This is a genomic window from Solirubrobacter soli DSM 22325 (assembly GCF_000423665.1).
GTDB classification, from domain to species: Bacteria; Actinomycetota; Thermoleophilia; order Solirubrobacterales; family Solirubrobacteraceae; genus Solirubrobacter; species Solirubrobacter soli.
In genome coordinates this window covers 427,261-440,206 of sequence record NZ_KE384069.1, presented here as the reverse complement: position 1 = coordinate 440,206, position 12,946 = coordinate 427,261, and the positions used below count along the sequence as shown (strand labels likewise).

At 70.3% G+C, this 12,946-nt stretch carries 14 protein-coding genes; 10 read left to right on the top strand and 4 right to left on the bottom strand.

The genetic code is table 11. The annotated features are described in order from the left end of the window. Nucleotides 1–10: 10 nt before the first annotated feature. A complete protein-coding gene (locus G569_RS0131565; RefSeq protein ID WP_157592453.1) occupies nt 11–508 on the top strand; it encodes a hypothetical protein in 498 nt (165 codons plus the stop codon). Here G569_RS0131565 and G569_RS63210 read toward each other — a convergent pair. Beyond that, nucleotides 505–666: a hypothetical protein gene (locus tag G569_RS63210; protein WP_157592452.1), complete on the bottom strand. Its 162-nt coding sequence runs from the start codon at nt 664–666 to the stop codon at nt 505–507. The genes G569_RS0131565 and G569_RS63210 overlap by 4 nt on opposite strands. After that, nucleotides 663–1,562, bottom strand: coding sequence for an LLM class flavin-dependent oxidoreductase (locus tag G569_RS53180; protein WP_169542286.1), 900 nt, complete (start codon nt 1,560–1,562; stop codon nt 663–665). Before G569_RS53180 ends, G569_RS63210 begins: the two co-directional genes overlap by 4 nt. Nucleotides 1,563–1,589: 27 nt before the next feature. Here G569_RS53180 and G569_RS0131550 point away from each other — a divergent pair, with 27 nt between their 5' ends. Then, the gene (locus tag G569_RS0131550) at nt 1,590–2,474 is read left to right on the top strand and encodes a DMT family transporter (RefSeq protein WP_028066375.1); all 885 of its coding nucleotides are present in this window, start codon (nt 1,590–1,592) and stop codon (nt 2,472–2,474) included. Then, entirely contained in the window at nt 2,474–3,178 is a 705-nt protein-coding gene (locus G569_RS0131545; RefSeq protein ID WP_028066374.1) for an SDR family oxidoreductase, read from the top strand. The genes G569_RS0131550 and G569_RS0131545 overlap by 1 nt, the downstream gene beginning before the upstream one ends. Here the strand turns inward: G569_RS0131545 and G569_RS59390 are convergent. Next, entirely contained in the window at nt 3,129–3,509 is a 381-nt protein-coding gene (locus G569_RS59390) for an STAS domain-containing protein (RefSeq protein ID WP_053227251.1), read from the bottom strand. The genes G569_RS0131545 and G569_RS59390 overlap by 50 nt on opposite strands. Nucleotides 3,510–3,599: 90 nt before the next feature. Between G569_RS59390 and G569_RS0131535 the strand changes: the two genes are divergently transcribed. From G569_RS0131535 to G569_RS0131515, 5 genes are all read left to right on the top strand, one after another. Further along, nucleotides 3,600–4,007 (top strand): VOC family protein, encoded by a 408-nt coding sequence (locus G569_RS0131535; protein WP_028066373.1) that lies wholly within the window; start codon nt 3,600–3,602, stop codon nt 4,005–4,007. Then, on the top strand, nt 3,929–4,282 hold the full coding sequence (locus G569_RS66145) for an Ada metal-binding domain-containing protein (RefSeq protein ID WP_211233155.1): 354 nt from the start codon (nt 3,929–3,931) through the stop codon (nt 4,280–4,282). The genes G569_RS0131535 and G569_RS66145 overlap by 79 nt, the downstream gene beginning before the upstream one ends. Nucleotides 4,283–4,286: 4 nt before the next feature. Beyond that, on the top strand, nt 4,287–5,441 hold the full coding sequence (locus tag G569_RS0131525) for a glycoside hydrolase family 3 N-terminal domain-containing protein (protein ID WP_028066371.1): 1,155 nt from the start codon (nt 4,287–4,289) through the stop codon (nt 5,439–5,441). Between the two features lie 73 nt (nt 5,442–5,514). Next, nucleotides 5,515–7,899, top strand: a complete 2,385-nt coding sequence (locus tag G569_RS0131520) for an AAA family ATPase (RefSeq protein ID WP_084285846.1) — start codon at nt 5,515–5,517, stop codon at nt 7,897–7,899. Continuing rightward, entirely contained in the window at nt 7,884–8,786 is a 903-nt protein-coding gene (locus tag G569_RS0131515) for a hypothetical protein (protein WP_028066369.1), read from the top strand. Before G569_RS0131520 ends, G569_RS0131515 begins: the two co-directional genes overlap by 16 nt. A 178-nt stretch (nt 8,787–8,964) precedes the next feature. Here G569_RS0131515 and G569_RS0131510 read toward each other — a convergent pair whose 3' ends face one another. Next, on the bottom strand, nt 8,965–9,261 hold the full coding sequence (locus tag G569_RS0131510; RefSeq protein ID WP_028066368.1) for a hypothetical protein: 297 nt from the start codon (nt 9,259–9,261) through the stop codon (nt 8,965–8,967). A gap of 79 nt (nt 9,262–9,340) precedes the next feature. Here G569_RS0131510 and G569_RS0131505 point away from each other — a divergent pair, with 79 nt between their 5' ends. Further along, nucleotides 9,341–11,098 (top strand): ABC transporter ATP-binding protein, encoded by a 1,758-nt coding sequence (locus G569_RS0131505; protein ID WP_028066367.1) that lies wholly within the window; start codon nt 9,341–9,343, stop codon nt 11,096–11,098. Continuing rightward, nucleotides 11,095–12,942, top strand: a complete 1,848-nt coding sequence (locus G569_RS53170) for an ABC transporter ATP-binding protein (RefSeq protein WP_084285844.1) — start codon at nt 11,095–11,097, stop codon at nt 12,940–12,942. Before G569_RS0131505 ends, G569_RS53170 begins: the two co-directional genes overlap by 4 nt. Nucleotides 12,943–12,946 lie beyond the last annotated feature (4 nt).

The window sequence follows — 12,946 nt, the reverse complement described above, 5'->3', positions numbered from 1 at the left end:
GGCGCAACGTGTGGCCCAAGGAACTGGAGATGGTCCCGCACGATCTGCAGGAGTCTGGGACGACCACGACGCCCCGCTCGGCGAGCGGCTCGAGCTGGCGCTGCGGATCCTCCGCGAGATGCCCTGCTACGCGGGCACGATGCCGTTCAAGTGGCACGTCGACGACCTCGCCCCGGCCGATCGCGAGCGGCTGTACGAGGGGTACGCGGACGCGCTCGACGGCGACGACGAGCGCCTCGCCGAGACCGTCTCGTACTCCCTCTGGGTCGACTTCTTCGAGGACCAGACGACGGTCACCGACGCGTGGGAAGCGCTGATCGCGGGCGCGCCCGACCGCCGCATCGAGCGCCTCTTGAGCATCTCCGGCCCCGTGCCGTGGGCGCTCAAGGCGCCCTGGTTCGCCTGGCTCGGCAAGCGCTGGCGGCCGCAGATCGCCGCCGCGATCCGGTCCGCGCGGGCCGAGTACTACGGCCAGGTGGACGAGGCCGACGCGGCGCGGTTCCTCTAGGTGAGGACCAGGATCAGGACGATGATGATCAGGATCAGGATCACGCCGCCCGTGATCGCCGAGCCCTTCCACTGGCGCGCCCAGTAGCCGGGGTCGGCCTGGTCGCGGGTGTGGCGGCCCTCGGGCGGCGTGCCGGTCCAGTCGTCGTCGTCGCTCACAGCTCGCCGATCAGCTCGACCATCTCGATGTCCCGGTGCAGGAGGTGCTGCAGGTAGATGCCGGAGACGCCGGCGGCCTCGAGCTCGGCCAGCCGCTCCCGCGCCTCGTGCAGCGTGCCGATCACGGCGGTCGTCGCGTCCGGATCCGAGCCCGTCTGCTCGCGGAACGCCGCCAGCCGGCGCGCGAAGTCGGGCTGGTCTTCGCCGATCACGCACGTCGTCATCACCGTGAACGGAATCGGCTCGCGGCTGGCCTTCTCGCAGGCCGCGTCGATCGCTCCCTTGCGCTCGGCGACCTGCTCGAGCGTCGGCATCACGGTGTTGTACTCGTCGGCATAGCGGGCGGCGAGGCGCGCCGCGCGCGGGCCGGCCGCGCCGCCCATGATCAGCGGGAGGTGCCCCAGCGGCTGAGGCCGCGCCTGCAGGTCGTTCAGTTCGTAATACCTCCCTTTGAAGCTGAAGGGACCCGGAGCGAAGTGGCCGTCATGGATGATCTCGAGCTGCTCCTCGAGGACGTCCATGCGCTCCTTCATCGACAGGAACGGGAAGCCGTAGGCGGTGTGCTCCACCTCCGACCAACCGGTGCCGAGCCCGAGCGAGATCCGCCCGCCGCTCACGTGGTCGGCGGTCACCGCGAGCTTGGCCAGCACCGACGGGTGGCGGAAGCTCGACGGCGAGACCATGGTCCCGAACCGCAGCTTCGTCGTCCGGGCGGCCAGCGCGTTGATCGTCCCCCAGGCGTCGAGCGAGCCGTGCTCGTTCGCCCCGAAGACGGACACGAAGTGGTCCGAACGGAAGAGCGCTTCGATCCCCGAGCGCTCGCAGGCTTCGGCCAGCGCGACCCAGTCCTCCCAGGTCACGTCCTCCTGGCCCTCGATCATCAGAGCGGTCCTCACGAACGGGAGTCATACCCTCTTCGCGCCGTGTCGCGCCCGCTCGTCTGGACTCTCTATGCCGCCTGCGTCCTCGTCTGGTCGAGCACATGGGTCGTGATCGCCGTCGGCCTGGAGGACATCGCCCCGTTCTTCGGCGCCGGGATCCGCTTCTCGCTCGCCGGCGTCGGCCTGCTCGTGGTCGCCGCCGCGACGGGCCGCTCGCTGCGCACCGACGTCGTCCTCTCGACGACCGTCGGCCTGCTCCCGTTCGCCACCACCTACGGACTGATCTATTGGGCCGAGCAGTACGTGACCTCCGGGCTGACGTCGGTCCTGTTCGGCGTCCTGCCGCTCTACGTCGCGCTGATCGCGGCCGCCACGCTGCCCGAGGAGCCGCTGCGTCCACGGCTGCTGGTGGGCGTCGGGATCGCGCTCGGCGGCCTCGTCGTCGCGTTCAGCGAGTCGCTGGACCTGGGCGAGGGCGAGCACACCGCGCTGGCGACCCTGGCGGTGATCCTCTGCCCGATCGCCTCCGCGATCGGCAACGTCGCGATCAAGAAGCGCGGCGCGGCGACCGACCCGCTGGTGATGAACGGGTGGGCGATGGTGATCGGCGGTCTCGTCCTGCTGGCCGTCAGCGCCGGCACCGAGGACTGGGGCGCGACGGTCTGGTCGCCGCAGTCGATCGGCTCGATCGTCTACCTCGCCGCGCTCGGCACCGGGTTCACGTTCGTCACGCTGACCGTGCTGCTGCGCGAGCTGCCCGCGGTCACGGTCTCGTTCATCTCGATGATCATCCCGTTCGGCGCGCTGGCGCTCGGCGCGCTGGTGCGCGACGAACAGGTGACCGCGCTGGCCGTCGGCGGCGCGCTGCTCGTGGTCGCGGGGATCGCGGTGGCCCAGTTCCCGATCAGGCGTAAGGTGCCGAGCTGATGCCTTCGATAGTCGTCCTCGGCGCCCGCAACCTCGGCGGCGCGATCCTCGGTCACCACCTCAACAACGGCTGGCGCGGGGCGGCGATCGCCCGCTCGCCGGAGACGCTCGAGACCGTCCGCGGCGCGGGCGGGCTTCCGCTTTCGGCCGACGCGTCCGACCCCGAGGAGCTGCGCGGCGCGCTCGAGCAGGCCAAGCGCGAGCTGGGCCGCATCGATGTGATCGTCAACGCCGTCTCCGCCGCGCGCCCGACCCGGGAAGGCCCGTTCGGCGGGGGCTCGCTCAAGGAAGCCGAGCTCGAGGACTTCCGCGGCTGGACCGGGGCGGTCGCCGAGCAGGCCTTCGTCTTCCTGTCAGAGGGCGTGCGCGCCGGCGCGGGCACGCTGATCCAGGTGACCGGCGGAAGCGCGCGGCGGGCGATGGCCGGGCGCGGCCTGTGGGCCGCCGGCGCGGCCGCGACGCGGGCGCTCGTCCACGCCGCGGCCCAAGAACTGCGCGCCGACGGCATCCACGTCGCGCTGCTGATCGTCGACGCCACGATCGACTCGCCCAAGACCGCGGCCTTCATCGCCGGAAGGCCCGAGAACGAATCAGCTGACCAAGCCGAGATCGCGCGCGCCGTGGAATACCTTGCTGGTCAGAGCCCGCGGGCGTTCACGCACGAACTGGTGGTGACACCGGCGGGGGATCGCTGGCTGCCATGAGCGCGATCGGGATGTCCGACACCATCTCGAACGCCTCGTCGACCGCCGAAAGGGCGAACAGCCGCTGAATCGCTGCCGGGCCGCGTACCAGCAGCAGCCGGTGCCCGGCCTTGCGTGCCCGACGGCGGGCGGCCAGAAGACGGGCGAGCCCGCACGAGTCCAGGAAGCTGAGCTCGCGCAGGTCGAGGACGACGCAGGTCGGCCGCGCCTCCTCGACACGGCGCAACTCCTCGTCGAACGTGTACGCGTGAGCGAGGTCCAGCTCGCCGCGCAGCGCGATCCGCACCGCGCCCGCATCGAGCTCCTCGATGATGAGGCCGAAGCCCTGCACTGTTCCCGTTCCTCTCTCCTTGGAGGATGTCTCGGAAATGACACATCCCCCGAAACGCGCAGCTCAAACCCGTCGGCTACCGTTCGGCCGATGGCGAAGCGCTACGTCCACACCTGCGTGCGTGTGATCGACGAGGAGAAGTCCGTCGCGTTCTACGAGGCGCTCGGCTACGAGCGTCGCGGGAAGCTGCAGTTCGAGACGGCGTACAACGTCTACATGGGCCTGCCGGGCGACACCGACACGCTCGAGCTGACGGTCAACATGGGCCGCACCGAGCCGTACGACCTCGGCGACGGCTACAACCACATCGCGCTCACCGTCGACGACCTCGACGCGCTCCTGGCCGAGCTGTCGAAGATCGGCGTCGAGCCCGAGAAGCCGCCGTTCGCTCCGGGCGGACGTCCTGAGGTCGGGCGGATCTGCTTCGTCCAGGACCCGGACGGCTACCGGATCGAGCTGATCGACGGCGGCGAGTTCAAGACGCCTCAGGACGCCTGAAGACCTACACGCTCACGAACGCCGCCGGCGAGCGGTACCAGAGCACCGAGAAGGGCCTGCTCGGCGGCCACTCGCGCACGCGCGTGTACGGGCGCATGGACTGCCCGGTCGCGCTGAGCCTGCTGCGGCGCGGCTTCAAGCCGCGCCACCGCGTGTTCTTCAAGGACGAGTCGGTGGCGATCGCGGCGGGCTACCGGCCCTGCGGCGCGTGCCTGCGCGAGAAGTACGCGGAATGGAAGCGCACGGGTCAGTCGGTGCGCCCCACCATCATGTGAGGCCGTGCCGACCGCCGCCGCAGTCCGCCGCCGCCGCGCGGCCGTGTTCGCCGCCGCCGGCGCCGCGTTCGCCATGGGCGTGACGTTCGGCGCGGCGGGCGGGCACGAGGAGCCCCAGGTGGTCACGGAGGCGGCGCAGATCCCGGGGGACGCCACCACGGCGCCCACCGCGTCCCCCACCCCCGGCGCCGATCCGGTCGGGAAGCTCTCGCTCGAACAGCAGGTCGGGCGGCTCGTGGTGCTGCGTTTCAACGGCACCACCGTTCCGAGCTACGTGCGCAAGGTGCTGCACAACGGCTGGGCGTCGGGCGCGATCCTGTTCAAGGACAACGTCTCGTCGCCGGAACAGCTCGCGAAGTTGACGGCGGCGCTGCGCAAGTCGGGCAAGGCGGGTGGCGCGACGCCGATCGTCTGCACCGACCAGGAAGGTGGGGTCATACGCAACGTGAGTTGGGCCCCACCCACCCCGCCGCAGAGCGCGCAGGTCCCGGGGCGCGACGCCAAGGCGGCCGCGATCGCCCTGCGCAAGGCGGGCATCAACGTCTCGCTCGCGCCCGTTGCCGACGTCCCCTCGGTCGACGACGCCGCGATGGGCGGACGCGAGTTCTCGCGCGATCCGGCCCGCGTGGCGACCGCGACACGCGCCGCGATCGGCGGGTGGCTCGCCGGCGGGGTCAAGCCGACGGTCAAGCACTTCCCGGGGTTGGGCGGCGCGACGGTCAACACCGACCAGGGCTCGGCGACGATCCGCGGTGGCGCGCCCACGGAGGCCGACCTCGGGCCGTTCAAGGCCGCGATCGCCGCCAAGGTGCCGATCGTCATGAGCTCGCACGCGGTCTACCCGCGACTGGATCCGCGCCACATTGCGTCGCAGTCGCCCACGATCCTCAAAACCCTCCTGCGCGACCAGTTGCAGTTCGGCGGCGTGGTCATGACCGACAGCGCCGAGGCCGCGGCCGTGCGCGCTACAGGGCCGACCGAGGAGGTCGCCGTCCGCTCGATCCGCGCGGGCAACGACATCGTGCTCACGACCGGTCAGGGATCGTGGATCCGGGCCTACCGGGCGCTGCTCAAAGAGGCGCGCTCATCGAAGTCGTTCCGGGCTCTGGTAATGGCGTCGGCATCACGTGTTCTGGCGCTCCAACGCACCCTCGGCTAGGACATCCGTCCTCTCCTAAGAGGCGTTTAAACAAGGACATCCGGGCCAAAACCTTGCGCGTACACTCAGCGATATGAGGGAAGAGCCCCCGCGTCTGCAGCGGCGCGTCAATGACCAGGCAATCTCGCTTGCGCGCGAATGGCGCATGCTCGGCCGGGTCGCGACGACCGTAGCGCTGCTCACGTCGCCAGCGCTGTTCTTCCTCTTCTACAGCACGTACGACTGGGCGTGGTACTGGGCGCTGCTCGGCGCGTTCGCCGGCGTCGTGATCTTCCGCGGCGGCGTCGACGTGATCGCCCACAAGCTGATCCCGTCGCCCGCGCTGTACGGCGCCGAGGCGGCGCTGAAGGAGCAGGACGTCGTCTCGCGGCGCCGGCTCTGGTACTGGCGCCACAAGTTCAAGGTGTGGTTCTGGGTCGGACTGGTCCTGATCATCGTCACCTACTTCGTCTCGCGGTCCAACCACGAGTCGATGATCGACGCGATCGGCACGATCGTGACCTCGGCGCCCAAGGCGGTCGTGACGGCGATCCAGCTCGGCGGGACGCTCGTCATCTTCATGCTCTTCAACTTCCTGATCCTGTTCGGCCCGCTCGTGATCATGGGCATCTTCCAGATCAAGACGTACGAGCCGGGCGACGCGGACTGGGGCGTCAAGCTCGACGACGTCCGCGGCCAGGTCGAGGCCAAGGAGGAGATCACCCGCGTGGTCTCGCTCTGGCAGTCGGGTGAGGAGTTCGAGAAGGCGGGCGGCAAGCGTGAGCGCGGCGTGCTGTTCATGGGGCCGCCCGGCACCGGCAAGACGATGCTCTCCAAGGCCATCGCGACGTCCTTCAACTGCCCGTTCGTCACGATCCCCGGCTCGGGCTTCGCGCAGACGTTCATCGGCATGGACGCGGTGATCGTGCGCTTCCTCGCCCGCAAGGCCAAGAAGATGGCCGCCAAGTGGGGCGGCCAGTGCATCGTCTTCATCGACGAGATCGACGCCGTCGGCCTGCGCCGCTCCTCGCTGGGGACGGGCTTCCAGCCGCTCGAGACCGGCACGCTGCACGACACGAACTTCTTCGGCTCGATGGGCGCGCTGACCTCGACCGGCGACCTGGTGCTCGAGACCAAGGCCTGGCGCGACAAGCTGTTCACCGCCCGCGCCGAACCGCCGCGCCAGCACTACCCGCGGATCTACGAGAAGCTCAACAACGCGCTCGCGAACATCATGCCGGGCGGCATGATGGGCATGGGCGGCGGGCTGGCGCTCAACCAGCTGCTCGTCGTCATGGACGGCATCGACGATCCGCCGTTCATGAAGCGCGTTTTCACGCGCAAGTTCAACACCTTCCTGGACGCGATGTACATCGTTCCGCAGCGTGTCCTGGGTCGCAAGATCCGCCTGCCGAAGCCGAAGCCGCGCAAGGAAGAGGTCTACTTCATCGGCGCGTGCAACGTGCCGCTGGAGGCGCTGGACCCGGCGCTCACCCGCCCGGGCCGGATGGGCCGCCACATCTACTTCCGCACGCCCACGTGGGAGGACCGGCGCGACATCTTCGACCTGTACCTGCACAAGGTCGACCACGAGGACGACCTCGACACGCCGCGGGCGCGTGACGAGCTGGCCCGCATCACGAGCGGCTACTCGCCCGCGATGATCGACCAGGCGTGCTCGCTGGCGCTCACGTACGCGCACTCCAACGGCCGCGTCGCCTTCAGCCGCATCGACCTGCTCGAGGCGATGACCACGGTCGAGTCCGGCGTCGCCATCGGCCAGCCCTACCCGAAGCACGAGGAGCGCGCGACCGCGATCCACGAGGCCGGGCACGCGGTCTGCAGCCACGTCTACATGGAGAACCTGCTCTCCACCCGCCTCTCGATCCGCAAGCGCGGCCGCAGCGGCGGCCACCACCAGGCGATGGCGATCGAGGACCGCTTCGGCTCCTGGCGCTCCGAGGAGTTCGGCGAGCTGATGTGGGTGCTCGGCGCGATGTCGGCCGAGATCGTCTTCTACGGCCAGAACACCAACGGCGTCGGCGGCGACCTCGGCATGGCGACCAACCAGGCCGCCTACATGGTCGGCGCGTCCGGCATGGCGCCGACGCCGATCGACCTCTCCGACCGGATCGCCGACCCGGACGCGTGCAAGAAGGCCGAGAAAGAGGTCATGGAGCGCTTCGAGGCGCTCGGCACCAAGATCCTCAGCCGCGCATCGATGGGCGAAGGCACCTTCGCGGGGGTCGCGCTCGGCGATCCCGGCAAGCGCAGGCTCGCCGCCGGCCTGCTCGGCCAGGCGTTCGTGATCGCCTATGAGACGATCAAGCTCAACAAAGATGCCACCGAGCGCATCGCCGAGCGCCTGATCGCCGAGGGCGAGATGTACGGCGACGACGTCACCAACCTGCTCGACGAGCAGCGTCTGCAAAAGCCCGAAATCGACGTCCTGGATGACTCCGCATGGCCCGTGATCTGATCCCGCCTCCCTCGCCGGCCGGCCGTCCGCAGTCGCCGGACGGAACGCCGAACCTCGTCGAGCTGCCGCCGGAGCCCACGCCGCTGAGCGTCCAGGAGCCGGCGGAGAAGTCGCCGCCGCCCGGACCGTCGCAGTTCCGCAACCGCTTCGGCTTCCTGCTCGGCGCGCTCGCGGGCGTCTTCATCGCGGTGGCGCTCGTCGTGGTGATCCTGATCGCCGACGGCGGCGGCACGCGCTCGAGCCAGGAGGGCCTGGCGGCGAACTGGTCGCGCTGGCAGCCGTCGGACACCACGCTCGAGGGCGGCGCCGCGGAGATCGCGCAGAAGGTCGGCGCCGAGTACACACACCCGGACGGCAAGCAGCTCGTCCAGGTCAAGGGGACGCCGATCCCGTCGACGGTCCCGATCACGCTGCGGCCGTCCAGCGGCCCGATCGTCGACATCGAAGGCAACACCGTCCTCTACACGCTCAACGGGCTCGGGGAGAACAACTCGATCCTGGGTGGCAAGCCGTCCGAGTCGCGCCTGCGGGTCATCCATCGCGAGGCGCTCGAGCTCGCGCTGTACACCTTCCGCTACCTGCCCGACGCCGAGTCGGTGATCGCGGTGCTGCCGCCGCCCCCGCCCACCACGCAGGACGCCACCGCGGCCGCGCTCGCCGCCGCGACCGGCTCCTCGTCCTCCTCGTCGACGCCGATCAACGCGGTGTTCTACCGGCCGGGCGACCTGAAGCCGCAGCTGCAGGTCCCGCTGGGCCAGACGCTCGGGGCCAAGGCGCCGAACACCGACTCGTTCTCCGGCGCCGAGTCGGACACGGTCGAGACGCTCACGAACTCGAACGTGTTCAAGATCAGCGAAGGCTCCTCGGGCATCCTGCTCGACCGCTGACCCATCATCCGACCTCCAGGCAGCGTCCCTCAAGGGTTGTGTTGGGGATGCGCGCACCAGCGCGTCATCTCGAACACCCGCGGGTCGGTCTTCTCGATGTGCGAGCGCGGGCTCGCGGGTGAGCCCGGGTACGCCAAGTATCCGCGGCTTCCCGTCGCGCGGTGCGACGGGTTCGAGCCTAGATCCGGCGGTGGCCCAGCTTCGCCAGCTCCTCGTGATGGCGGGTCACGCGAAGCTTGACCGGGTCATCGTCGGGGCGGGCGTGGACGATGCCCCACATGGCGTCGGCGACCTGCTCGGCGGTCTCGGGCGTGGCGCGACGGCGCATCTCGTCGACCAGCGCGAGCTCCAGGCGCTCGATCTTCTGTTCGGCCGTGCCCTCGCCCAGCGAGGGGAACGGGACGCCGCGCAGCTGCTCGTCCCAGGCCCCTTTGACCATGGCGAAACGGTTGCGGAGAACGATCGGGTCGGTCATGCGAGGCGCGAGTGTACCCCGGTCCTAGGTCTAAAAGCGGAGCCGGGCCGGGACGCCCGCCGTCTAACGTGTTAGTTGCTTGCACACCTTTGGTCGACTGCTCGGTTTCCTACGCCCCTACAAGCGGGGTGTCTTCTGGTCGCTGCTCCTCGCGGCGCTGGCGATGGTCTGCACCGTCGCCATCCCGTGGCTGACCGGGCGGGCGGTCGATCAGATCTCCAACCACGACACCGCCGGCCTGCGGACGCTGGCGATCGGGGTCGTCGGTGTCGCGCTGGTGAGACTGGGGCTCTCGGTCATGCGCCGCCTGATCGCGGGCCAGGTGTCGCTGGCGATCGAGTTCGACCTGCGGACGCTGCTCTACGAGCACCTGCAGAAGCTCGAGCTCGGGTTCTTCGCGGACCAGCAGACCGGCCAGCTGATGTCGCGGGCGACCGTCGACCTCTCTTCTGTGCGCTTCTTCCTCGGCTACGGGCTCGTGTTCATCCTCCAGTCCGGGCTGACGATCCTGCTCGCGGCGGTCGCGATGTTCTTCCTCTCCCCGGGGCTCGCCGCCCTCGCGTTGATCCCGGTGCCGTTCGTCGTCCTGGTGGCGACGATCTACGGCCACCGCTCCCGCCCCGCGCTGCAGGAGGTCCAGCAGCGCATCGGCGAGGTCACCGCGGAGGTCGAGGAGAACATCTCCGGCGTGCGCGTGGTCAAGGCCTTCGCCGCCGAGCCGCGCCAGCTCGACCGCTTCCGCTTCAAAGTCGGGCGCGTGTTCGACCAGGCGATGCGCGCCACGCGCCTCCAGGCCTTCTTCAACCCGTTCCTCGCGTTCCTGCCGAACCTCGGGCTGGCCGTGATCCTGCTCGTCGGCGGGCACCAGGTGATCAACGGGTCGCTGACGCTCGGTGACTTCACCGCGTTCTACACGTACCTGCTGATGCTGATCGGGCCGATGCGGATGTTCGGCGTCGCGCTCGGGATGGCCCAGCGCGCGACCGCATCGGGCGCCCGCCTGCTCGAGATCCTCGACCGCGAGCCGCGGATCATGTCCGGCACGTCGCCGCTGCCGGCCGGGCGCGGGCGCGTCGAGCTGCGCGACGTCACCTTCGGCTACGGCGACGGGCCGCATTCCCTGCATCACATCGACCTGACGGTGGAGGCGGGGTCGACGGTGGCGCTCGTGGGCGCGACCGGCTCGGGCAAATCGACCCTCGTCCAGCTGCTTCCGCGCCTCTTCGACCCCCGCTCCGGCGAGGTGCTCATCGACGGCGCCGACGTCCGCGACGTCGACATCGTCGACCTGCGCGGCGCGATCGCCGTCGTCGACGACGACCCGTTCCTGTTCTCGGACACCGTCGCGGGCAACATCGCGTACGCCCGGCCGGATGCGTCCCGCGAGGAGATCGAGCTCGCGGCGCGGCGCGCGCAAGCCGCCGGGTTCATCGACGAGCTGCCCGACGGATACGAGACCCGCGTCGGCGAGCGCGGCCTGACCCTGAGCGGCGGGCAGCGCCAGCGGATCGCGATCGCCCGCGCGTTCCTCGCCGACCCGCGCGTGCTGATCCTCGACGACGCCACGTCGTCCGTGGACGCGACGACCGAGCGCGAGATCAAGACCGCGCTGCGCGAGGTCATGGAGGGCCGGACCACCTTCGTGATCGCCCACCGGCTCTCGACGATCGCGCTCGCCGACGACATCGTCGTGCTCGAGCAGGGCCGCATCGTCGCCCGCGGCACCCACGACGAGCTGCTCGAGGAGTCCGACCTGTACGCCGAGATCGCGACCAAGGGGTTGCCGGACCAGGTCTTCCTCAACCGCGATCCGATCGAGAAGGTGGCGGGCCTGTGAGCCCGCGCGACGACAAGCGGGCGCGGCGAGACGCGGCGGCGCGCGGCGACACCGCGGCGCCGCTCTCGCGGCGCGACGACCTCGTCCGGCGCTGGCGCGCCACGTCGGGGCGCGGGCGCAAGGTGCGGGGGCTCGCGGTGCTGCTGCGGCCGTATCGCGCCCGCGTCGCGGTGATGTTCGTCGCGCTGCTCTTCGCCACCGCGGCCGCGCTGGCGCCGCCGCCGTTGGCCAAGCTGGCGATCGACAACGGCATCGTGCCCGGCGACATGGCCGCGCTGGCGTGGATCGTCGTCGCGTTCCTCGGCACCGCGGTCGTGTACTGGGGCGCGACGTACGTGCAGACGTACATGACCGGCTGGGTGGGGCAGCGGGCGCTGCAGGACCTGCGGATCCAGCTGTTCGCGCACCTGCAGACGATGTCGGTCGGGTTCTACTCGCGCCGGCGGGCGGGTGTGCTGATCTCGCGGCTCTCCAACGACGTCGAGGCGCTCGACACGCTCGTCAGCGACGGCATCGTGACGCTCTTCGGCTCGTCGCTGACGCTGATCGGCACCGCGGTGATCCTCTTCACCCTCGACGCCCGCTTGGCCCTGATCACCTACACGGTGTTCCCGATCCTCGGGATCGCGTCGTTCGTGTTCCGGATCGTCAGCGCCGACGCCTACCGCGCGACGCGCGAGAAGGTCGCCGCGATCACCGCCTACCTGCAGGAGACCCTGTCGGGCATCCGGGTCGTGCGCTCGTTCGCGCAGGAGCCGCGCCACCTCGAGCAGTTCAAGGCGCTCAACGAGGAGAACCGCCAGGCGAACATGAAGACCGTTCACCTGAACGCGGCGTACTTCCCCGGCGTCGAGCTGCTGTCGGCGATCGCCAGCGCGGGCATCCTGCTCTACGGCGGCATCCAGGCGATCAACGGCGAGATCACGATCGGTGTCCTCGTCGCCTTCCTCGCCGCGTTGAACAACTTCTTCGACCCGATCCAGCAGCTCTCGCAGCTCTACACGACCTACCAGTCGGGCATGGCGGCGCTGGACAAGATCTTCGAGCTGCTCGACGAGGAGCCGGAGCTCGTCGACGCGCCTGGCGCGATCGACCTGCCGCGGCTGCGCGGCGAGATCGTGCTCGACGGCGTGACCTTCGCCTACGGCGAGGGCGCGCCCGCGCTGGACGACGTGACCTTGCACGTCCCGCCGGGCCAGACGGTCGCGCTCGTCGGCACGACCGGCGCCGGCAAGTCGACGCTGGCCAAGCTCGTCGCCCGCTTCTACGACCCCACCGCCGGCGCGGTCCGTGTCGACGGCCACGACCTGCGCGAGGTCACCGCCCACTCCCTGCGCTCGCAGATGGGCATCGTCCCCCAGGAGGCGTTCCTGTTCAGCGGCACGATCGGCGAGAACATCGCGTTCGGCCGGCCGGAGGCCAGTGACGACGAGGTCCGCGCCGCGGCGCACGCCGTCGGCGCCGACGAGTTCATCGGCCGGCTCGAGCAGGGCTACGACACCCCCGTCGGCGAGCGCGGCATCCAGCTCTCGGCCGGCCAGCGCCAGCTCGTCGCCTTCGCCCGCGCGCTGGTCGCCGACCCCCGCATCCTCGTGCTCGACGAGGCGACCTCCAACGTCGACGTCCACACCGAGTCCAGGATCGAGGCCGGCCTGCGCCGTCTGCTCGCCGGTCGCACCGCGATCGTCATCGCCCACCGCCTCTCCACGATCGAACGCGCCGGCCAGATCGTCGTCCTCGAACACGGTCGCATCGTCGAGCAGGGCTCCCACGACGAGCTCCTGGCATTGCGCGGCGCCTACTGGCGCCTCCACGAGGACTGGCGCGAACAAGCCGCCGCATAGCGGG

Coding starts and splice junctions, on each gene's coding strand:
- G569_RS0131515 (WP_028066369.1), top strand. CDS start 7,884: ATGGCCCGTGATCTGATCCCGCCTCCCTCGCCGGCCGGCCGTCCGCAG.
- G569_RS0131535 (WP_028066373.1), top strand. CDS start 3,600: ATGGCGAAGCGCTACGTCCACACCTGCGTGCGTGTGATCGACGAGGAG.
- G569_RS0131545 (WP_028066374.1), top strand. CDS start 2,474: ATGCCTTCGATAGTCGTCCTCGGCGCCCGCAACCTCGGCGGCGCGATC.
- G569_RS0131510 (WP_028066368.1), bottom strand. CDS start 9,261: ATGACCGACCCGATCGTTCTCCGCAACCGTTTCGCCATGGTCAAAGGG.
- G569_RS0131520 (WP_084285846.1), top strand. CDS start 5,515: ATGAGGGAAGAGCCCCCGCGTCTGCAGCGGCGCGTCAATGACCAGGCA.